Source organism: Sphingobium sp. B2D3A, assembly GCF_025961795.1.
In the GTDB taxonomy this organism is placed as follows: Bacteria; Pseudomonadota; Alphaproteobacteria; order Sphingomonadales; family Sphingomonadaceae; genus Sphingobium.
This window is the reverse complement of record NZ_JAOQOI010000001.1, coordinates 1,209,576-1,230,050: the sequence shown is the minus strand read 5'-3', so window position 1 is coordinate 1,230,050 and position 20,475 is coordinate 1,209,576. Positions and strand designations below refer to the sequence as shown.

At 65.1% G+C, this 20,475-nt stretch carries 23 protein-coding genes; 8 read left to right on the top strand and 15 right to left on the bottom strand.

Annotated features, from left to right (window positions below; genetic code table 11):
• The first annotated feature begins 72 nt into the window (after positions 1–72).
• Positions 73–315, top strand: coding sequence for a hypothetical protein (locus M2337_RS05705; RefSeq protein WP_264572022.1), 243 nt, complete (start codon positions 73–75; stop codon positions 313–315).
• On the opposite strand, the gene M2337_RS05700 is transcribed toward M2337_RS05705, so the two are convergent.
• The 4 genes from M2337_RS05700 to M2337_RS05685 form a co-directional block, all read right to left on the bottom strand.
• Complete coding sequence (locus M2337_RS05700) at positions 312–728, bottom strand: DoxX family protein (protein WP_264572021.1); 417 nt, start codon at positions 726–728, stop codon at positions 312–314. The two genes, M2337_RS05705 and M2337_RS05700, sit on opposite strands and share 4 nt — an antisense overlap.
• A 13-nt stretch (positions 729–741) precedes the next feature.
• Entirely contained in the window at positions 742–876 is a 135-nt protein-coding gene (locus tag M2337_RS05695; RefSeq protein WP_264572020.1) for a hypothetical protein, read from the bottom strand.
• A gap of 105 nt (positions 877–981) precedes the next feature.
• Positions 982–1,236, bottom strand: a complete 255-nt coding sequence (locus tag M2337_RS05690) for a DUF2061 domain-containing protein (RefSeq protein WP_264572019.1) — start codon at positions 1,234–1,236, stop codon at positions 982–984.
• 95 nt (positions 1,237–1,331) lie between these two features.
• Positions 1,332–2,120 carry a DUF2726 domain-containing protein gene (locus M2337_RS05685; RefSeq protein WP_264572018.1) on the bottom strand — a complete coding sequence of 263 codons (789 nt, stop codon included), beginning with the start codon at positions 2,118–2,120 and terminating at the stop codon, positions 1,332–1,334.
• Positions 2,121–2,279: 159 nt separating this feature from the next.
• Between M2337_RS05685 and M2337_RS05680 the strand changes: the two genes are divergently transcribed.
• Positions 2,280–2,735, top strand: coding sequence for a COG3650 family protein (locus tag M2337_RS05680; RefSeq protein WP_264572017.1), 456 nt, complete (start codon positions 2,280–2,282; stop codon positions 2,733–2,735).
• Positions 2,736–2,750: 15 nt separating this feature from the next.
• Here M2337_RS05680 and M2337_RS05675 read toward each other — a convergent pair whose 3' ends face one another.
• Positions 2,751–3,533 carry a transglutaminase-like domain-containing protein gene (locus M2337_RS05675; RefSeq protein ID WP_264572016.1) on the bottom strand — a complete coding sequence of 261 codons (783 nt, stop codon included), beginning with the start codon at positions 3,531–3,533 and terminating at the stop codon, positions 2,751–2,753.
• A gap of 139 nt (positions 3,534–3,672) precedes the next feature.
• Here M2337_RS05675 and M2337_RS05670 point away from each other — a divergent pair, with 139 nt between their 5' ends.
• A complete protein-coding gene (locus tag M2337_RS05670; protein ID WP_264572015.1) occupies positions 3,673–5,241 on the top strand; it encodes a hypothetical protein in 1,569 nt (522 codons plus the stop codon).
• A 471-nt stretch (positions 5,242–5,712) separates the two neighbouring features.
• Complete coding sequence (locus M2337_RS05665; RefSeq protein WP_264572014.1) at positions 5,713–6,408, top strand: PEPxxWA-CTERM sorting domain-containing protein; 696 nt, start codon at positions 5,713–5,715, stop codon at positions 6,406–6,408.
• 90 nt (positions 6,409–6,498) lie between these two features.
• Here the strand turns inward: M2337_RS05665 and M2337_RS05660 are convergent, their stop codons facing one another.
• On the bottom strand, positions 6,499–7,368 hold the full coding sequence (locus tag M2337_RS05660) for a 3-hydroxybutyryl-CoA dehydrogenase (RefSeq protein WP_264572013.1): 870 nt from the start codon (positions 7,366–7,368) through the stop codon (positions 6,499–6,501).
• A 107-nt stretch (positions 7,369–7,475) separates the two neighbouring features.
• Between M2337_RS05660 and M2337_RS05655 the strand changes: the two genes are divergently transcribed.
• Positions 7,476–8,606, top strand: a complete 1,131-nt coding sequence (locus M2337_RS05655) for a DUF1176 domain-containing protein (RefSeq protein WP_264572012.1) — start codon at positions 7,476–7,478, stop codon at positions 8,604–8,606.
• A gap of 19 nt (positions 8,607–8,625) precedes the next feature.
• Here the strand turns inward: M2337_RS05655 and M2337_RS05650 are convergent, their stop codons facing one another.
• The 4 genes from M2337_RS05650 to M2337_RS05635 all read right to left on the bottom strand — a co-directional run bounded on the left by M2337_RS05650 (position 8,626) and on the right by M2337_RS05635 (position 14,497).
• Entirely contained in the window at positions 8,626–9,207 is a 582-nt protein-coding gene (locus M2337_RS05650; RefSeq protein WP_264572011.1) for a MarR family winged helix-turn-helix transcriptional regulator, read from the bottom strand.
• A 130-nt stretch (positions 9,208–9,337) separates the two neighbouring features.
• Complete coding sequence (locus M2337_RS05645) at positions 9,338–12,256, bottom strand: TonB-dependent receptor domain-containing protein (protein WP_264572010.1); 2,919 nt, start codon at positions 12,254–12,256, stop codon at positions 9,338–9,340.
• A gap of 201 nt (positions 12,257–12,457) precedes the next feature.
• The gene (locus M2337_RS05640; RefSeq protein ID WP_264572009.1) at positions 12,458–13,714 is read right to left on the bottom strand and encodes a gallate dioxygenase; all 1,257 of its coding nucleotides are present in this window, start codon (positions 13,712–13,714) and stop codon (positions 12,458–12,460) included.
• A 177-nt stretch (positions 13,715–13,891) separates the two neighbouring features.
• Entirely contained in the window at positions 13,892–14,497 is a 606-nt protein-coding gene (locus M2337_RS05635) for an SOS response-associated peptidase (protein ID WP_264572008.1), read from the bottom strand.
• Positions 14,498–14,578: 81 nt separating this feature from the next.
• On the opposite strand from M2337_RS05635, the gene M2337_RS05630 reads away from it, so the two are divergent.
• The 3 genes from M2337_RS05630 (at position 14,579) to M2337_RS05620 (ending at position 16,397) form a co-directional block, all read left to right on the top strand.
• Positions 14,579–15,037: a cupin domain-containing protein gene (locus M2337_RS05630; RefSeq protein ID WP_264572007.1), complete on the top strand. Its 459-nt coding sequence runs from the start codon at positions 14,579–14,581 to the stop codon at positions 15,035–15,037.
• Positions 15,038–15,115: 78 nt separating this feature from the next.
• A complete protein-coding gene (locus tag M2337_RS05625) occupies positions 15,116–15,532 on the top strand; it encodes a group II truncated hemoglobin (protein WP_264572006.1) in 417 nt (138 codons plus the stop codon).
• A 208-nt stretch (positions 15,533–15,740) separates the two neighbouring features.
• Positions 15,741–16,397, top strand: coding sequence for a flavin reductase family protein (locus M2337_RS05620; protein WP_264572005.1), 657 nt, complete (start codon positions 15,741–15,743; stop codon positions 16,395–16,397).
• A gap of 306 nt (positions 16,398–16,703) precedes the next feature.
• On the opposite strand, the gene yihA is transcribed toward M2337_RS05620, so the two are convergent.
• The 5 genes from yihA to rpmH all read right to left on the bottom strand — a co-directional run bounded on the left by yihA (position 16,704) and on the right by rpmH (position 20,367).
• The gene (gene yihA, locus M2337_RS05615) at positions 16,704–17,372 is read right to left on the bottom strand and encodes a ribosome biogenesis GTP-binding protein YihA/YsxC (RefSeq protein WP_264572004.1); all 669 of its coding nucleotides are present in this window, start codon (positions 17,370–17,372) and stop codon (positions 16,704–16,706) included.
• 222 nt (positions 17,373–17,594) lie between these two features.
• Positions 17,595–19,316: a membrane protein insertase YidC gene (yidC, locus tag M2337_RS05610; RefSeq protein ID WP_181558691.1), complete on the bottom strand. Its 1,722-nt coding sequence runs from the start codon at positions 19,314–19,316 to the stop codon at positions 17,595–17,597.
• Positions 19,317–19,365: 49 nt separating this feature from the next.
• Positions 19,366–19,578 carry a membrane protein insertion efficiency factor YidD gene (gene yidD, locus M2337_RS05605; protein WP_181558690.1) on the bottom strand — a complete coding sequence of 71 codons (213 nt, stop codon included), beginning with the start codon at positions 19,576–19,578 and terminating at the stop codon, positions 19,366–19,368.
• Positions 19,579–19,747: 169 nt separating this feature from the next.
• Positions 19,748–20,188 (bottom strand): ribonuclease P protein component, encoded by a 441-nt coding sequence (gene rnpA, locus M2337_RS05600; RefSeq protein WP_264572003.1) that lies wholly within the window; start codon positions 20,186–20,188, stop codon positions 19,748–19,750.
• Positions 20,189–20,232: 44 nt separating this feature from the next.
• A complete protein-coding gene (rpmH, locus tag M2337_RS05595; RefSeq protein ID WP_014074358.1) occupies positions 20,233–20,367 on the bottom strand; it encodes a 50S ribosomal protein L34 in 135 nt (44 codons plus the stop codon).
• Positions 20,368–20,475: the final 108 nt, after the last annotated feature.

Below are 20,475 nucleotides of genomic sequence, written 5' to 3'. Positions count from 1 at the left end.
CGGCTCTGTCCTCCTCGCCTGCCATGCGCTAGGGGATGGCACCCCTTTCCCACGCAACCCATAGGAGCCGGCATGGCCGATCTGTATCTCAAGGCGCTGGAATCCGAGCGCAAGGCCCTGTGGGCGACCTGCCGCTTGAAAGGCCTGCCGCGCGACACGCCCGAGCGGGAGCGGATCGCGGCAATCGATGCGGACATTGCCGCGCACAAGGCCAAGCAGGCTAATGGGAAGCCAGCCGGCGGGAATCCAGCCGGTGCCAAGGCGCCCGCCAAATCTGCCGGCGCGAAGAAGGGCGGCGCGGGCAGCGCGCGCTAGGGCTTGCGCGCGGCGCCGGTCCGCCAGGGCCAGTCGGTCACGCCGCTCGCCCACAGCGCCCACCAGATGATCACCGGCTGCAGCGCCAGCCGGGGCGCATGATACCACCAGCCCAGATGCGTGCCGCCGATGGCGATGTCACCCAGCGCATGGTTGAGGTTCGCCGGCCAGACGCACAGCGCATAGAGCGCGAGGCCGATGCCCGCCGCGCGGCGCAGCGGCGGGATCATCAGCCCAAGCGCCCCGGCGATCTCGGCAAGGCCCGTCAGCATCACCACCTGCGCCGGCCAGGGCACCCAGTCCGGCGTGATGGCGATGAAGCCGGCGGGCGTGCGCAGATGTGCCAGGCCGGCGACCAGATAGGCCGCCGCCAGCACCCACCGGGCGGCGCGTCGTCGCCAGGAGGTGGGCATCGCGCGCCTGACCTTAGCTGTTCCGCATATTCTCCAGCCCCTTGACCACGCCGGTCTTCTGGCTGGGCTGGGACGCATTTTGCTTGGGCGGCTTTTCCGCCTTCGGCTTGCGGACTTCCTTGTTCGACTTTTTCTGGCCCTTGGCCATTGGCGTTCCTCTCGGGGTCACGAGCGCATCAGCCCGCAGCGCGCATCCTACGCCTGTCGCCCTGCAAAAGCGCGTTTATTCGCGGATCGCCTGTCCGTCGGACGATCACCCCCAGCGCACCGCCGCCATGCGCGTATCGAACGCCGCGCCCGGAACCGCTGCTGGAGCCGCCGTCGCACGGGCATCGGCCGCTTTCCAGGCCTTCTCATGGAAGAAGAACGCCACCGCGTTCACCGCTGGCTCGATGAGCGCGATGCCGCCAGCCATCGCCAGCGATCCGGTGAGCAGATATGCCACCGTGAACCCCACGGTCAGGTGAACGGCCAGATAGGTCAGCGTCTTGGTCAGGTCACGGGGCATGGCAGTCCTCAATCTCATTCCGCGCGCCGGGCACGGCAGCGGGGTGTCTGATCATTTATTGAGAACCGTTCGCAAATTCCAATCGATTGGTCCGCTTACAGTGATGGATCGGGCGTGCGCTCCACCCCTTTCCTCCCGAATATCACCCGCACCGTATCGGCTTCCTGGGTCTGAGCAGCGGCGGTGGGCGACGTCCTACCGGAATCGGGCTGCGGGCCATTCGCAGGCACCGCGGCCTTCCGCGGCTTTTGACCGTCCCGCGCATAGAGCTTGCGGATGATCGCCCGCACATCGGCAGGACTGTCCCCGCTCGTCACCTCCACATAACCGATGCCCGCGCGGCGCAGGGCTTCCTTTTTCACCGCGTCGCGCGCAGCAGCCGCGCCCTGATGGTGGCCCGTGCCCTGAAATTCCACTGCGTGAAGGGGCCGGCAATCCCGGTCGACAATCAGCAGATCGACCCGCTTGGCATTGATGGCGCGGAACGCCTCATGATCCCGGCTGCCCAGAATCTCGCCCAGCGACACCTGCCCCATCGCGCGCCAGCCCGGCGCATCCTCGGCCAGCGCCCGGTCGATATGAGCGAGCAGTCGGCGCTCCGGCTTGTTGAGGAGGGCGCGGGGGAAGAAGGATGCGTTCATCACCGTGCGGAGCTGGTCGGCCGCGTCCGGTCCATCACGCAGGCCCGCCCGGGGACTATCCTGCACCCCCACGCCGGCATGATAGGCCCGCCGCGCATTGCGCTTTTCCCACCATGCGCGGCGCTTGGCACGGCTCGCTTTCTCGAGAGACCGCTCGATCACCATGCCGAACAGCGCGCCGGCAAGCAGCAGCATGAAGAGCAGCCACGGCTTGTCGATCAGTGCGAGAATTTCCTGTGGCATCAGCATCACCCGGCAAGTGCGGTCAGCGCAAGTCGCTTCCGACTCGACCTGTCACTAACAGCATGAAGTTAATGGGTGTTTGAACGCGCATGGCGCTCCCCCCTCCGCCAGCATCGCAAAGCGCTTGCCCGCAAAGCATAGCGGGCGCAGAGGGAAGGCATGATCGACGCCGTCACCCTCAACATCGTCCGGGCGCTGCCCCTCGCGCTGCTGCTCGCCGGTTGCCAGTCGCATGGCGATGAGCCCAATGTGCCGGGGAATCGCGACGACAACCGCCCTTATTCGGAGATTGCGGCGAACGAGACCGTGCGCTTCACCGGCACTGAGCCGTTCTGGGGTGGTCAGGTCGTCGGCAAGACGCTGGTCTATGAAACGCCCGAGACGCCCAAGGGCGAGCGGGTCGCGGTGGAGCGGTTCGATGGGCGCGGCGGCCTCTCGTGGAGCGGCACGCTGAACGCGGCGCCCTTCACTATGACGCTGACGCCGGGCGATTGTTCGGACGGCATGTCCGACCGCACCTACCCGTTCGTGGCCACGCTCCAGATCGGCGATGCACTGCGCTCGGGCTGCGCCTGGTCCGATGCGCATCCCTTCAAGGCCGATGCGGCGCCCTGAGCCGGGACGCCGGCTTTATTGCTCGACCACCTCAACCTCGACCGTCTGACTGTTCATGATGACCGGGCCGAAGGAAGTCAGGAAGGCCACGTCGGCCGCATCCCGGCCGATGCCGATCTTGGCCATCTCCCCTTCCGTGGCCATGCCGGTCGCATCGACCAGATGCCAGCTGCCATCCAGGAAGACCTCGGCGACCGCGTGGAAATCCTGCGGGGTGACATTGGGCGCATAAACGCTGGCGAAGCGGGCGGGGATGCAGGAGGCGCGGGCGAGCGCGATCACCATATGCGCGAAATCGCGACACACGCCCTGCCGGCGCACGAAGGTCTGCAGCGCCGTCGTCTCCGGCGTGCTCACGCCGGGCAGATAATGGAAATGCCCGCTGACATAATCCCGGATCGCCGCGATGCGCTGTCCGCCCTGCAGATCGCCAAACGTCTCGCCGACAAAGCTGATGAACTGGCTGCCTGGGCAATAATGGGAATTGAGCAGATACTGCACGGCCTCGCCCGGCAGCATGTGCGGCGGCAGCGCTTCCAGCCCGCTCACATCGGCCAGCAGGCGGTGGATTTCCACCGTCGCATGATAATCCGCCTTCAGCTGCCCCTGTGCGCGCATCAGCACACGCTCGCCGATATGGTCGTGCGCGGCGACACGCGCGAAATGATCGAGCACGCTCAGGTCCAGCCGGGCATCGGACACCGTCTGTTCGGGCAGATGCGCCGCTTCGATATGGAGGATGAGATCGGTCGGCTGGGGCAGCGCATAATCGATCGCGGCATGGATACGCAGTTTCATCCCCGCGCAACGTGCGGGCGGCATATTGGTGGCGGGGGTTGCTCTAAAAAAGACATCGCGCATCGCGGACCGGCTCATTTCACCCTTGTCGTCCCTTGCGCGCCTGCCTAGCGTCCGGCCGCGGGGGAGATGAATAGCAATGCCGATCAAACTGTTAGCATGGGCCGCACTGTTCTTTGCGACCATGGCATCGCCTGCGCAGGCGGTCTGGCTGGAAGCCTCCAGCGAAAACTTCGTCATCTATGCCGACCAGAAGCCGGAGGAGATCAAGCAATTCTCCGACCAGCTCGAACGCTTCCACCATGCCATGGGCTATGTGCTCTCGGTTGAGATGGAGCCGCCCAGCCCGTCCAACCGCGTGACCGTCTATGTCGTGCGCAGCGACAAGGACGTGCGCAGGCTACAGGGCGGCGACAGCAAATATACCTATGCGTTCTATGTGCCGCGCGCGGGGGATGCCTTCGCCATCGTTCCCCGGGTGAAGACCAGCAACACCACGCTCGATATGCCGATGCTCGCGCTGCTGCACGAATATGCGCATCATTATCTGATCTCGACCAGCAGCTACGGCATGCCGCTCTGGTTCTCGGAAGGCGCCGCCGAGTTCTTCGCCTCTGCCCAGTTTCGCAAGAACGGCAATGTCGGCCTGGGGATGCCCGCCAGGCATCGCGCGGGCGACCTGATGTACGGCGATGTCATCCCGGTCGCGCAAATCCTCAATTCGGGCCATTATCCGAAATCCGCCTCCCAGGGGGCGGCTTTCTATGGGCGCAGCTGGCTGCTTTATCATTACCTCACGTTCAGCAAGGAGCGTCCCGGGCAACTGGCAATCTATCTGCGCCTGCTGCGCAGTGGCAAAAGCCTTACGGACGCGGCGACAGGCGCCTTTGGCGATCTCAATGCCCTGCAGCGGGATCTGGACAAATATCTGGGACAGAGCCGCATGACCTATCTGGAGCTCCCTGCTGCCACACTCAAGCCCGGCCCCGTCTCGGTCCGCGCGCTGAGTGAGGGCGAAGCGGCGGCCATGCCGCTGCGGATCGAGCTCAAGAACCGTCCCTCGCCCGAGGAGCTGGAGACGCTGGTGGCGGACTTGCGCGCTCTTGCGCCGCGCTATCCCAACGATGCGGCGCTGCACGCCACGCTGGCCGAAGCCGAGCTGGAAGCGGGTCACGAGGATGCCGCCCTCGCCGCTGCCAACACCGCGCTCGCGCTCGATGACCGGCAGGTGAGCGCCTATCTGGCGAAAGGAAAGGCGCTGTTCCGCAAGGCGGAATCCGCCCCGGACGCCAGCGCTGCCTATGCCGAAGCGCGCCGCCCATTCATCGAGCTCAACAGGTTCGAGAATAATCATCCCCTGCCCCTGCAATATTTCTACCGCAGCTTCCTCGAGCAGGGCCGGCGCCCGACGGAGAATGCGATAGCCGGGCTGGAGCGCGCTGTGGTGCTGGCGCCGTTCGACCAAAATCTCCGTACGATGCTGGTGATGCAGCTGCTGCGGGACCAGCGCTATGATGACGCGCTGATCAACCTCGGCCCGCTGGCGTTCGATCCGCATGGCGGCCCCAGCGCGACGTGGGCACAGGGCCTGCGCGATCGCATCGAGGCGCATGACCGCAGCCAGCCGCTCGATGTGGACGCCCTGCTGCAGGACCTCGCAGCGGCGCAGGCCGAGGATGCCGGTGATGAAGGCGATGAGGAACGGTAAGGCGCGGGTATCTCCCTCGCGTGGCTCAACAAGGGTGGTGCGCCGAGAAGGTCATGCCACTGCGTAAGCCCCTCCTCTTCAGAGGAGGGGTTGGGGTGGTGCAACAACCGCGCGGTCATTCACTCACCCCGCGATGCTGACGCATCGCCACCACCCCCGGCCCCTCCTCTGAAGAGGAGGGGAGGCGTCGAGGCATCCGCAGCTTGAATGCTCTATCACGGCGGTCCCTGCCATGCGTTGTTTCCCGATTCGCAGCCTCACGCCACTCGCAAATGTAGCGTCGTATAAACGCTCATCATAGTTAATGCCCCTATTTGGATCATTAACTAATTCTCTTAAAATTTCACCTCAGAATTCCCTGATTATTTTGCGATAATCGAAGTTAACGAGCGTCCAATCGTAGTTAATACCATTTTGTATCGAGATGTATTCCTTCACACCGGCTTCAGGACTTTTGAAGGGAACATCGCCGTGAAGAAAACGCTTATCGCTCTCGCTGCCGGTGCAGCCGCTATCGCCTCCGCAACTGCCGCGAACGCGAGCACCTTCGTCATCAACAACCTCTCGACGCAGTATAGCAGCCCGAGCGGCGAGGTGAGCATTGGTTCGTCGTGGTGGAACACCACCTCCTACAGCGGCTCGTTCTCGCCCCAGAATATCTCCGGCACGTGGGACGGCAAGGCGGTCAGCTTCCTGGCTTACTGTCTCGAAGTCACCCAGGACTCGAGCACCGGCACGTTCAATGTCGTGTCGCTGAGCGATTATCTGGGCGGCTCCCTTTACAACGATGTCGCCGCGCTGGTGAGCAATTATGCCGGTGGCGACAAGACTCAGTCCGCTGCCCTGCAACTGGCGCTCTGGGAGACTCGTTACGAAACGAGCAACTCGAAGAACCTGGGCGCCGGTTACTTCGAGCTCGAATGGGCGAGCCAAGGCGAGTCCACGCTGATCAACACCGCCAATTCCTACCTTGCCAACAAGGGCACGATTAACAGCAATCTGGATTTCTGGGTCGCGACCAACAGCAGCAAGCAGGACCTGCTGTTCTACACCGTCAAGCCCGCCGTGCCGGAGCCGGCCACCTGGGCAATGATGATCATCGGTTTCGCTGCGATCGGCCGCACGCTGCGCGCACGCCGCCCCAACATGGCGATCAGCTTCAGCTAAGCACAGCCTTTACGATGTGGGAGCGGGAGCCTCGTGTCTGCGGACACGGGGCTCCTTGCTGTGCGGCCAGCGCGCGCCCCGAAAGGCCTTTCACCGCGTCGGCACGGGCTCGTCGCCGGCATAATCGTAGAAGCCCCTGCCCGTCTTGCGCCCCAGCCAGCCGGCTTCGACATATTTGACGAGCAGCGGCGCGGGCCGGAATTTGGGATCGCCCGTCGTGTCCTGCAGCACCTTGCAGATCTCCAGACAGGTATCGAGGCCCACGAAATCGGCCAAAGTCAGCGGACCCATGGGGTGGTTGAGGCCCAATTTGATCGCGCTATCGATGTCTCTCACGCTGGCAACGCCCTCGCCGAGCGCGAAGATCGCCTCGTTGAGCATCGGCAGCAGGATGCGGTTAACGATAAACCCCGGCGCGTCGAACGCATGGACGACCTCCTTGCCCAGCGCCTGCGCATAGGCCTCCACCGCCTGCACCGTCTCCGGCGAGGTGGCGAGGCCGCGAATGACCTCCACCAGCGCCATCACCGGCACGGGATTGAAGAAATGCACGCCGATGAACCGCGCCGGATCGGGCGCCGCCTGCGCGAGCCGCGTGATCGGAATGGACGAGGTGTTGGTTGCAAGGATCGCATCCGGCGCCAGGACCGCGCCCACCTCCGCGAAGATGGCGCGCTTGATGTCCTCCCGCTCGGTCGCGGCCTCGATCACCAGATCGCACCGGGCGACCTCATCGAGCGCCACCACGGGCGTGATCCGTGCCAGCGCCGCCTGCGCATCCGCCTGCTCCAGCTTGCCATTCTCCACGGCGCGCGCGAGTCGCTTCTCGATCCCGGCCTTGCCCTTGTCCGCACGCGCGAGATCGATATCACGCAGCAGCACATCCATGCCGGCCTGAGCGCTTACCTGCGCAATGCCCGCGCCCATCTGGCCGGCGCCGATCACAGCGATTCTGCGCATATCTGTGTCCTTTCGATCCACTTGGCCCGGCTTGCTGACCACGGGCTGTCGCAACACATGCAGCTTGGCGCTACACCATTGGCTTCAACTGCATTATGACTGGCGGAATGACAAGGATTTCACGGCTTCTGCGCATCAGCGCGCTGGCTCTCGCGGGCCTGGCCACGGTCGCGCCCGCCGCCCCGCAGCGCGGCGACCAGACGTCGGGGTCTGTCCTTTCGACCGCGCCCGTTGTGGCAGAACCGGTGCTGGGTCGTCTGCGTGTTTTCGACAACTGGGCCGTGGGCTGCGACAATCGCCTCTCCTGCAGTGCGGTATCGCTGAACCCGGAAGGGGTGGATACGCCCAACCGGCTGCTGGTCCTCATCCATCGCGACGGCGGACCCGCAGGTGCCACCAGCCTGCGCGTGCTGCTGGCCGACCGGCTGCGCGACCGGGTCGATTTCATGATCGATGGCACGCGCCGTGTGCGGCAGAAAGTCGATGGCGACACGATTGCGCTGGATGGCCAGACCGCGTTGGAGGTCGTGCGGTCCATGGGCTCCAGCTATGTGTTCGAGCTGTACGATCGCAACCGGACGGTCATCGGCGCCCCGTCGCTGCAGGGCGTCGCAGCGGCACTGCGCTATATGGATGAGCAGCAGGGCCGCATCGGCAGCCGTGGCGCGCTGGCCGCCATCGGTGATGGCCCGGCCGACATGGCGCGCGCCCTGCCGGCCGATCCCGTGCTGCCCAAGATAATCCCGCTCCTCGCCGAAACCGCGACGCCTGCGCTCACGCCGCAAGAGCAAGCCACGGCCCAGCGCCTGGCGCAGTGCGAGAGTGGGCTGGAGAGCAGTCGCCAGCCCGATCTCCATACGCTCGATGCGGGGCATGTCCTGCTGCTGCTGCCCTGCGATGCGGGCGCATATAATGTGAGCGCCGTCCCGCTGATCGCAAGCGGCGAGCCCGGCAACCGGACAATCGCCTTCGCCCCGTTTGATCATCTCCCCGGCTTCACCGGCGATGCCAGCGCCCCGCCGCTGATCATGAATGCCCGCTGGAATCCTTCGCGCGGTGAGCTTTCCAGCTTCGCCAAGGGACGCGGCCTTGGCGACTGCGGCACGGCGGAAACCTACCGCTGGGATGGCACCCGCTTCCGGCTGACGGAAGCCCGCTCCATGCCGGTCTGCCGAGGCGCCTGGGAATGGCCGGTGCTGTTCTCGCTGAAGGAAGAGACCGCAACGGGACGGCCGTAACCGGCCGCATGACCGCGCCTCAGCAGTAATCGTCCAGTCGGGCGTGGACCTGTTCCAGCACCTCAAGCGCAATGGCCAGCTTCTCAGGTGGAATGTCCCGCAGGATGTCCGCGCGAAGATCATTTGTGATCGCCATGATATCCCGCGTGGCGGCCAGCCCTTTTTCGGTGATCCGGTTATGAACCACCCGCCGGTCGACCTGGCTCTGCGCCCGCTCGATCAGTCCGTCGCGTTCCAGCGTGTTGAGCATATGGGCCATGGTCGGCCCTTCGACGCCGATCAGCTCGGCCAGTTCGCGCTGGGAGAGGTCGTCGCGGGCGCAGGCGAGCAAATACATCGTTTCCCACCGCGCCATGCTTTGCCCAACGCTGCGGACCTTGTCATTGGCAAGCTTGCGCCAGCGCCTTGCGGCGACGACCAGCGCGCGCGTGGTCCGGAAAAAGGTGACGGTCCGCTCGTCGGGCTTTGCCCCGGCGTAGAAATTGGAGAGATGTCGCGTGGCATCCTCAATGGGAAAACCGCCAAATCGCGGCAGGCTGCGGGATGTCGCCGCGTCCTCCTCGCTGGTGGAACCCTGTGCGGACGGAGCCTTGTCGACCATCATTCTCCCTTACGTGCCGTTCCAGCAGACCTCCCGCACCTGCACCCGCTCCGTCAAGAGCGATCCGTCGGCCGGCCTGTGCGCCAAAGGGTGCCGTGCCGGACGAAGCGCGCCCGGCACGGCGGGGGGATCAGAAGGACGTGCGGATGCCGGCCTTGTACATGCGCCCAACCGGGTTGAAGAGCACGTTGTTGCCGCTGCCGTTCGCACCGGGGAAGTTCGGCGGATCGACATTGAACACATTGTCCACGCCGAAATAGACGCTCAGCTTGTTATCGCCACCGACCGGCACCTTCACCGTGCCCATCATGTCGACATAGGTGCGCGAGGGCATGACGTTGGTGCTGGAGCTGCTGGAGGCCGTGATCACATAGCCGGGCTGCTCAGCGCCGATGAACGCCGCGTTGTAGAAGCCCTTGTTGATCCAGCGAACATGGGTGGAGATCGAGAACAGCTCACCCAGGTCGAGGCCCACGGTTGCGTCAACTGTCCAATCGGGGATGCCCGGAGGCGTACCGCCGCGCAGACCCGTCTGGCCGGCCCGTTCGACCGGACCAACCGCGTCCACGGTCACCAGATCGATGACATGGCTGGCCATGACGGACAGGTTCACCGCGCTGGCCGCGCCGACCGGCTGGCGATAGTTCAGCTCCATGTCGATGCCGCGGGCGTTGAGCTGGTTCACATTCTGCACAACGTCACGAACATTGGTGATGACGCCATTGGCCGCACCACCATCGCGCGTGACCAGCGAGCAGCTCAGCGTATCGCCCTGCGAGCAGCGCGTCACGATGTTCTGCTGGCCGAGCGTGCTGATCGCATCCTTGATCTTGATGTCATAATAATCGACCGACGCCCGGAACCGCCCGAGCATCCCACCGCTTGGCTGCAAGACGATGCCGGCGGTGAACGTGTCCGCCTTTTCCGGCCGCAGATTGGGGTTGGAGCCCAGCGTGATCGGCACGACCGTCTGCTGACCGCCACGCGCCGGATCGTTGAGAATGCCGGACGCGCTGGTGATCGGCCCGAACAGTTCCGAGACGTTGGGCGCGCGGATGTCGCGCGACTTGGTCACGCGGAAGCGGACCGCATCGACCGGCGCCCAGACGCCGCCGACCTTCCAGGTGGTCACATTGACCGTGCTGCTCGGGAAGAAGTCGCTGGACCGCTTGTAGTGGGTCCGGCGGACGGCGCCGTTCAAGCTCAGTTCGCGGAAGAACGTCGTGTCGCGCAGGATCGGCACTTCGGCCTCACCATAAGCCTCAACCACCTGAATCTTGCCCGAGATGACCGATCCGTTGCCGGTGAAGAAGGCCAGCGCCTTGGAATTGGCGTCTGCATCGCCACTGACGCTGTCGCTGCGATATTCCGCGCCCACGGCGACGCCGAGCGGCCCGGCGGGCAGATCGAACAGCGAGCCGGTGACGTTGGCGGCGACAACATGCTGGGTGGTGATGTTGGTCTGGAAGGCATCGGCCGTAACATAGGCCTTGGCCGCCGCGAAGGTGGCGCCTTGGCCGGAGCCGAAGGGATTGAGGGCGACGCACGCAGGGTCGTTATTGGTTGTGCTGGCGTCGGCATTCACCCGGCACACCGGCGCACCGCCGGGCCCGGCCACCGCGTCGAGCGCCTTGAGGATGCGCGAGGTGATCGTGCCGCCCGTGATATCGCTGCGGAACTCGTTGCGGCCGAACTGATAATAGATGTCCGCCGACCAGTTGGGCGAAATCTCATATTTGGCGGACGCGACGGCGCGATAGACGTCATTCTTCACGACCAGCTGGCCCGGGCCAATATCCTTGAAGCCCTTGCCCAGCGTGAAGCTGGTGAGGCCATTGGCATCCATGATGGTGCGCAGGTCCAGCGCGGGATCGCTGGAGGTCGGAATGAACGGGTTGTCGCGCTGGATGGTGATGGCCGTATTACGATACGGCACGGCGCGGTGGCGACCTTCGCCATGACCGTAGTTGAAGCCGAACTCCATCGTCAGGGCCGGCGTGGCTTCCCACGTGGCGAACGCCATGGCGTTGTAGCGCTTGGTCGGCGAGACAATCGGGAAGTCGAAATAGATGTTCTCACCCGGCCCGTCATTGGTGCCGCCAAGCTGATAGAGGTTGTTGGCCAGCGTGCCCTGGGTCGTGCGGAACGGAGTGCCGTCGGCGCGGAAGCCGATGCCGTCGATCGCGCGGAGAGCCGGGACGAGGCGGCCGGCATAAGCCGAGCTCGGCGGCGTGGTGATGCCGTTATAGGGCGCCGTCCAGGGGTAGACGCCCGCCAGGATGTTGTTGGCGGGCAGGCTCGTCACGCCGGGATTGCGGCTGATGTTGATGAAGCCGTTGGCGCACCAGTCGCGCGACGGGCAGCTTTCCACACCCTCCGCCTTTTCATATTCGCCGCCCACGAGCAGATGCAGCGTCTCGCCGATCTGCCAACCGCCGGCCGCGCCGAACTGGGTGGTGAAATTATCGCCATATTGCGAGAAACCGACCTGGGCATTGGCCTTGTAGCCCGTGAACGCCTTGTCGATGAGCAGGTTGACGACGCCCGACACGGCGTCCGAACCATAGACGGCCGAGGCGCCGCCCGTGACGACTTCGGCACGCTGGAGCATGATCGAGGGGATCATGTTGGTATCGACCGTCGCCTGCGTGGTGGACGGCACGAAGCGCTTGCCGTCGACGAGGGTCAGCGTGCGCACCGCGCCCAGACCGCGAAGATCGAGGATGCGACCGCCGACATAGCCGCCCGCCGCGCCCAGACCGGTCGAGGCCGGTGAGTTGGTCGCGCGGAAGGCAGGCAGTTCGTTCAGCGCATCGCCGAGATTGGTGATGCCGCGTGTTTCCAGTCGCTCCGCGCCCAGAACCGCCACGGGGGTCGGCCGGTCGAAACCGGAGGCGATGCGCGATCCGGTGACCACGATGGCCTCATCGCTTGCATCTGCTCTATCGCTTTGGGGGGCGCTGTCCTGCGCGAAAGCAGGGAAAGCGAGGACGGTGGCGAGGGCCGCGAAACAGGCGTGCTGACGCAGCACGCGCGCAGGTCTCTTCATTGCAAAGTCTCCCAGACAATTATCGTTGTTAGGGAGCTATCTATTCATCAGATTCTGTTAGTTTGCAATCTACTTTGTCGGCGTCCGCGCGAAGGTCGATATGGTGTGGCGCAAATGCGGCAGGCTGTCGCGGGATGCCCCATGAGAAAGGCGGTAAACCAAGGTCCGCCGCCCTCTCACGTGCAATCCGAGCCGCGCGGCTTATTGCTTGCCGGCCACCGAATAGGTGATCGCGGCATTGCGGGTCTTCTGGAAATCGGGAACGCTCAGGCCCTTGAAGGCGGCATAAACGTCAATATTGCCGATGCCGAGCACCGCGGCCATCTTCTCCAGCATGAAGAAGATGACGCCATAATGGATCATGCCGATCCAGTTGCGGCTGCGGATCAGCTCCTTCTCTTCCTCGCTCAAATCCGACTCGGCAAACAGCCCTTCCTGATCCTCGACAAACCGCTTGCGGAAATCCGGCTCGATCAGGCGGTGGAGGAAGTGGTTGATGCGGAAGCCCTTGACCGCCCGGTCGATGGTGAAGGGATAGGTGCCCTCAATCGCCTCGACGCCCGCCAGCTCGCGGGACGCGCGGGCACGCAGTTGCTCGTCGGTCTCGGCCGGCGGCACCGGATCGCCCAGATCCTTGAAGATCATCGTCGCGATGGCCGTCATCGATGGCAGGAAGTAGCTCTGGTGCAGCTTCTCGACCTGTTCGGAGAGCGCACCGCGCATCAGCAGCCACATCACCACCTCGGCCCCTTCCCAGCCGCCGAGCTTGGCGAGGTCCGTCACCGTCGCGTCGAGCAGTGATTCCGGATCATTGGTGAGCTTCTCCATGAACTCCATGTCCCAGGCGGTATTGTTGAACCCGCACCGCTCGCCATGGACCTGATGGGAAAGGCCACCGGTACCCGCAATCGCGACCTTGATGTCCTTGGGATAGCTCTGGATCGCGCGACGCAGCGAGCGGCCGAACTTCCAGAAGCGACGCGCCTTGGGGATCGGATGCTGAAGCACGCCACACTGCAGCGGCACAAGGCGGCAGGGCCAGCCATTCTCGTGAGGCAGCAGGACCGAAAGCGGCGAGAAGGCGCCATGGTCCAGCCCCATGCCCTGCCAGTAGGCCAGGTCGAACTCGTCGGCGACCATGCACTCGGCAATGTGCTTGGCGAGCGCGGGATCGCCCTTGATTGCGGGCAGGTCGCGCTTGCCGCCGCCTTCGTCCGCCGGCTCATACGCCTCGCCAATGCCCAGCGCGAAATGCGAGTAATGGGTGAAGAAGGAGGTCATGTGGTCGTTGTAGACATACAGGATCACATCGGGCTTCTCGTCTGCCAGCCATTGCTTGACCGGCTCGAACCCCTCGAAGATCGGCGCCCAGACGGGATCGGTCTGCTTGTTCGCATCCTTGGCGAACGCGATGGTCGGCGTGTGCGAAACGGCGAAACCGCCGATGATCCTGGCCATGGGCCTCTCCTCTTGTCTCTGCGGCGCAAGCACGGACTCGTCGCCGGTGGCGCGGAGTGTAGGTTGCACCCTATTTGTACGCAACACAAACGAAGTGGCCGAAGGGCGGCATTGGCGAGTGCCCGACCTCCTTCATCTCGTCATTCCCGCGCTTGTGGGAATGACGAAGGGGACGACCTAGCGTGGCCTCGCCTCATCCATCGTCATCGCCTGCGAGGGGTAAGGCGCAACCAGCCGCTGCGCTTCCTTCCAGTCCGCCCGCAGCCATCGGCCGTGGTCTTCGGCATGCAGGATGACCGGCATGGTGCGCGGGTTGACCGAGGCGACCAGCCGGTTCGGCTCGCAGGTCAGCAGCGCAAAACTCGCCACCTCGCTGTCCCGCCAGATGCCCGCGAACGCGAAGATCGCCGCATCCGGCAGCGAGAAACGATGCGCGACGCGCTTGCCGGTGCGTGGATCAGGCGCCTGCGACCAGAGCTGGAAGCTGGTAACCGGCACCAGGCAGCGGAACTCCGTATACCGCAGCGTCCCGACCCAGAACGGGCTTTCGACATTGCGCACATGCGCGACCGGCGCGCCGCCCGTCAGCGCGGCGGCCGGCGGGGGCGGCACGCCCCATAACCGCGGCACCAGCCGGCGCACGCCATCGCGCCCGCGCACGATCACCGGCCCATAGCGCCCCGGCGTCATGTAGCCGCCCGGCCACGGGTCCTCACCGGCATCCGCATGGAGCGCCGCGCCGATCTGCGCGGCACTGGCATCGAGGCGATAGAGGGACGTCATGGTCGCGCCCCACCCTTCCTGGCGCGGGACCGCGCGGTCAAGCTCTTGCGCGGTGCATCGTGATCGGGCGACAAAGACCGCATGACCGACCCGACAGCCCGCGCCCTAATCGACCGCCTCGCTCTCCAGCCGCATCCCGAGGGCGGATGGTATCGCGAAACCTGGCGGGCGGAGGCCGCGCCCGGCGAACGCGCCAGGGCGACGGCGATTCTGTTTCTGCTCGAGCCCGGGCAGCGCTCCCATTGGCACAAGGTGGATGCGAGCGAGACCTGGCTCTGGCACGCCGGCCACGCGCTCAGCCTCTCCACCGCGCCGGGCGACGAAGGCCCGGTCACAGCCCTGCGCCTCGGCGGCGATGTGCTGGCGGGCGAGATCCCCCAGCATGTCATCGCCCCGCACCACTGGCAGGCCGCCGAGGCCGACGGAGGCTGGACGCTTGTCTCGTGCATCGTCACCCCGGGTTTCGACTTTGCCGGTTTCACGCTCGCGCCGCCTGGCTGGGCACCGGGTTGCACATCAGGCGATCCCTCCCCGGCTTGATCCAGCGCAAGGCGACGCGGCGCCGGCCCTGACATGCAAGCCTCATGATGAGGAGCCCTGCGCCATGAGCCACGCCGAATGACCCAGTCCACCGCCGCCGAAGCACCCCCGCCCGATCCGGCCCCGCTGCCCTATGACGAGATCGGCGGCACGCCGGCCGTCCGCGGGCTGGTCGAGCGCTTCTACGATCTCATGGAGCAGGACCTGCGCTTTGCCGAATTGCGGGCGATACATGCGCCCGATCTGGCGCCGATGCGGGAGTCGCTGACCGGATTCCTCACCGCCTGGCTCGGCGGCCCACGTGACTGGTTCACGCAAAAGCCCGGCGCCTGCATCATGTCCGCGCATCGCCAGATCGGCTTTGGCGATGTGGAAACCCGGCAATGGACGCAAGCGATGGCGCAGGCGCTGATCGACATCGGCGTAGAGGAAGCGCTGGCCGAGAAAATGAACGCCGCCTTCGCCCGCATGGGGCGGGCGATGCAGGGGGATTAGACCGGTTGGCTTAGGGCCGTCCTGCATCGTCGCCGCTATCGGCCCGCCTCGCAAAACCGCTTGGCGGCCGAAATGTCGTGAATGCGGTCTTCAATCACACCCCCCAAAATATCTTAGACGGAAGCGCAGACACGTCTTATAGGCCTAGCGAGTCAGAAACCGGAAATAATTCCGGCATAGTGAAGCTTGCCAAGGGACCTGCGCCATCATGAGAGAATTTCACTCCTATCGCCCGGCCGAGGGCCATCGTCTGAAGCACCAGCCGGCCAACGCGATCGTCGCGCCCCGCCCGATCGGTTGGATCAGTACGGTCAGCGCCGAGGGGGTCGCGAATCTCGCTCCGTTCAGCCTGTTCAACATCGCCAGCTATCGCCCGCTGATCATCGGCTTCTCGTCCGGCGGGGAGAAGGACAGCGTCCGCAATGCGCGGGAAACCGGTGAATTCGTGTGGAACTTGGTTGGCCGCGATGTCACCGACGTGATGATCCTCACGGGGGACGAGGTGGGCCCGGAGGTCGACGAGTTCGAGATGGCGGGGATCGAGAAGATCGCCTCGATCGATGTCGCGCCGCCGCGCGTGGCGGCGAGTCCTGCCCAGTTCGAATGCAAGGTGACGGAAATCGTCCACCTCAAGGATCTGGATGGCGTCCCCAGCGACTTCCGGGTGGTGTTCGGCCAGGTCGTGCATGTGCACATCAATCAGGATTGTATCCTTGACGGCATCTATCAGACCACCCATGCCGTGCCGGTGTCACGCGGGGGCGGCCCGGCCGATTATTATGAGACGCGTGCCGATGCCCTGGTTCAGAAATGGCGGCGCGGCCCGGTCACGCCCGTCGACCGCAAGCGAGAGTTTTCCAAGTGATCTGACGACTCGAAATGTCTGACCCGCCCCCCGAGTCTCGACGCGGACGATATGGGCGACGACATTTGAAGCGGCTGCCAGAGGTGAAACGGCGGGACTGTCGGCTTTGACCGTCAGCGGCCAGGTCTTTTGGATTTGCAGGGCGATAGGCTGGTATTTGGCTGAGAGCTGTCAGCGCTATCGCCTGCAATGCTCGAACGCGCTCGGCGCGATGGAGACGCCCGACATGAGCCATGTTACGGCAGGAGGGGGCCAATAGCGCGAACGGCACCCCTGAGATGCCGCGCCCAGCCCCGCAGCCAGCCCTCAGTCGAGCGCCTCAATCACCGCCGCGCGCAACTCCGGCAGGCCCACGCCCTTCTCGCTCGAGGTCGGGATGATCTGGGGATGGGCCGCCGGGCGCTTGCGCACTTCTGCAGCGGTTTGCTCGGTGACGATAGCGAGGTCGGTCGCCTTAACCTTATCGGCCTTGGTCAGCACCATGCGGTAGCTCACCGCTGCTTCATCCAGCATGTCGAGCAGCGTGCGGTCGACATCCTTGAGGCCGTGGCGGGCATCGACCAGCACCAGCGCGCGCTTGAGCACCGCTCGCCCCCGCAGGAAATCGTTCACGAGGAAGCGCCATTGCTTCACCACATCCTTGGGCGCCTTGGCATAGCCATAGCCGGGCATGTCCACGAGGCGGAAGCGCAGCGGCTCGCCCACGTCGAAGAAGTTCAGTTCCTGCGTGCGCCCCGGCGTGTTGGATGTGCGCGCAAGGCCATTGCGGTTGGTCAGCGCATTGATGAGCGAGGACTTGCCGACATTGGAACGCCCGGCAAAGGCGACCTCCGGCACATCCGCTGGCGGCAGGAAGTTCAGCCCCGGCGCGGATTTGAGGAAGCTGATCGGCCCGGAAAAGATCCGGCGGGCCTCCTCGATGCGGGCGGCGGTGTCCTGATCGCTCTGGGCTTGATCTGTGTCGGTCTGGTTCATGCCATCCCCCTAGCGCCAGACGCGGCGCCCGTCACCTGAAAGGGCAAGGAGCGGGAAAGCGGGGTGCGGTCGATCCCGAAGATCAGCGGGACCCCGGGTCAAGCCCGGGGTGACGAAGTTGGAATGAGATCATCCCTGGAAGCGCAAGTGGGATAGGGCGCTTGCTCCCCACCGTCACCCCGGGCTTGACCCGGGGTCCCGCTGCTCGATCTTCCCCTCGCCTCAACCCTTCGCCGTATCCGCTGCCGGCTGCCCCAGCACGGGATGCTGGCGATACAGCCACCATTGCTGCGCGATGGTGAGGATGTTGGATGTGCACCAGTAGATCAGCAGGCCGGCCGCGAAAGGCGCCATGATGAACATCATCATCCAGGGCATCAGCGAGAAGATCTGCTTCTGCACATCGTCCATCGGCGCCGGGTTCAGCTTGAACTGCAGCCACATGGTGATGCCGAGGATCACCGCCAGCACGCCAATGCCGAGGAACGAGGGCGGCGTGAACGGCAGCAGGCCGAACAGGTTGAGGATGTGCGCCGGATCGGGCGCGGACAGATCCTTGATCCACAGATAGAAGGGCTGGTGGCGCATATCCACCGTCAGCATCAGCACCTTGTAGAGCGCGAAGAAGATGGGGATCTGCAGGAAGATCGGCAGGCAGCCCGCGAGCGGATTGACCTTCTCCGTCTTGTACAGCGCCATGATCTCCTGCTGCATCTTGGGCTTGTCGTTCTTGTAGCGCTCCTGCAGCGCCTTCATCTTCGGCTGGATGGCGCGCATCGCCGCCATGCTGGCGAACTGCCGCTGAGCGACCGGGAACATCAGGCCACGCACGATGAAGGTGAGGCAAATGATCGCCACGCCGAAATTGCCGATGTGGCGGAACAGCCAGTCGAGCAGATAGAAGATCGGCTTCTCGAACCAGCGGAACCAGCCCCAGTCGATCGCGCGGTCGAACAGCGCGATGCCCTGCTGGTCCATATAGCGGTCGAGCACCGGGGTTTCCTTGGCGCCGACGAACAGCCGGCTCGTCGTGCTGAGCGAAGTGCCGGGCTGGACGACGGCGGGCGCATAGGTCAGGTCGGCCTGATAGCGGTCGCTCGCGCCCTTGCGGAACTGCGCATCGACCGGCAGCGTCTGCGCCGGGATGAGCGCGGCATGCCAATAGAGATCGGTAAAGCCCAGCCAGCCGCCGGTGGTGGAGAAGCGCTTGTCGCCATCCTTGTCCAGCTTGTCGAAGCCGATGTCATAATTGGCCGATCCGTTGAACACGCCCATCGGGCCGGTGTGGATCGTCCAGGTCGACTTGTCCTTGCTGTGGCCAGTGCGCGAGAGCAGGCCATAGTTGCGGACGGCGATGGCATTGCCGCCCGCATTCTCGACCGTCTGCGCGACGGTGAGCAGATAATCCTCGTCGATCGACAGGCGGATGAGGAAGGTCTGGCCCGCGCCGTTGCTCCAGCGCAGCGTCACCGGCGTCTGCGGGGTCAGCTTGGTGCCGTCCGCCGTCCACACCGTGTTGGCATCCGGCACGCGCACGCCTTCGCCGCTCCAGCCGAAGCTCGCGAAATAGGCGTCCGCCGTGCCGCTCGGCGCGAGCAGGCGGACCGGCGGCGATTTTTCATCCACGGTCTGCCGATGCGTCGGCAGCACGACATCATCGATGCGGGCGCCGCGCAGGTTGATGGAGCCGCGCAGCTTGGGCGTCTCGATGGCGACGCGCTGGCTTTCGCCCAGCACGGCCTCGATCGGGCGAATCGCCTGCGCGCCTTCGGCCAGCGGTCCGCCGCGCACATTGGGCGCTGCGCCCTGCTGCTTCGCCTGCTGCTCGGCCCGCTCGATCGGCTGGGCCGATGGCGGGAAGAAATAATTGCTGATGACCGGCCAGCCAAAGAGAATAGCAATGGTCAGCACCACGGCGAGAAGGATGTTGCGCTTGTCGTCCACGTCTCTTTGGCTTCCGTCTCTTTGTCAGCTCATGTCAGGGGATTCGGCGTCAGGGCACCGGATCATGGCCGCAGCCGCCCCATGGGTGGCAGCGCAATAGCCGCTTCAACGCCAGCCAGCCACCCCTTATCGCCCCATATTTCCGCAGGGCCTCGATGGCATATTGGGAGCAGCTCGGCGAATAGCGGCAGGAGGGCGGCAGAATCCGGCTCGGCCCGATCTGCCAGAAGCGCGCCACGAGGATGAGAAGGCGCGCGATCATGGGGCGGAGTGGTCGAGTATGCGGCGACGCCATGGTCTTCCAGACTGGACCACCGTGCTCCTGCGAAGGCAGGAGCCCAGGGCCCAACCGACTGCCCTTGCTGCCCTGGACTCCTGCCTTCGCAGGAGCACGGGTTGTGCGGGGCAAGAGCGACAATCCCTGATCGACATCATGCGGGCGGCTCATTGCGCGGCGCAGGGCCATTGTGAGGCGCCGGGGGCGTCACCCTCTTGCTCCCACCGGACCCGCGACCACCCCGACCCCGTCCGCCTTCGCGCGGCGGGGCACCCTTGCCGCTGGCGACGCGCCGCAGCGCCTTCTCAAGCTCTGCCGCGAGCAAGGCATAATCGCGCTCGACACCGCCCTCGCGGCCGATCAGCACATGATCGGCGCCGGCAATGGCGTGAACGGGGAGGATCTCGCGCGCAAGCGCACGAAAACGGCGCTTCATCCGGTTCCGGATGACAGCGCCGCCGATCTTCTTGGTGACGGTAATGCCGAGGCGGGCCGTGGGATCGCCATCGGCCCGATCGCGCACCAGCAGCACGAAGCCTGGCATCGGTGCGCGCTGGCCGCGATTGGCGGCCAGATAGTCGGCGCGGCGGGTCATGCGACCCACGACGCGCCGCAGCGCGCCGTCCGCGCCGGGCTCGATCAGGCGGTCAGCTTCTTGCGGCCGCGGGCGCGGCGCGCGTTCAGCAGCTTGCGGCCGGCTGCCGTCGCCATGCGCAGGCGGAAACCGTGGCGGCGCTTGCGAACAAGGTTGCTCGGCTGAAAGGTGCGCTTCATCGTTCATTCCTCAAAATCGAATCAGGTTCTGCAGACTCGACAAAAATGGCCGCCTCGCCCCGATCCGGGAGGAGCGGCCGTCTGTCCGAAGGCGCGCGGATAGGCAAA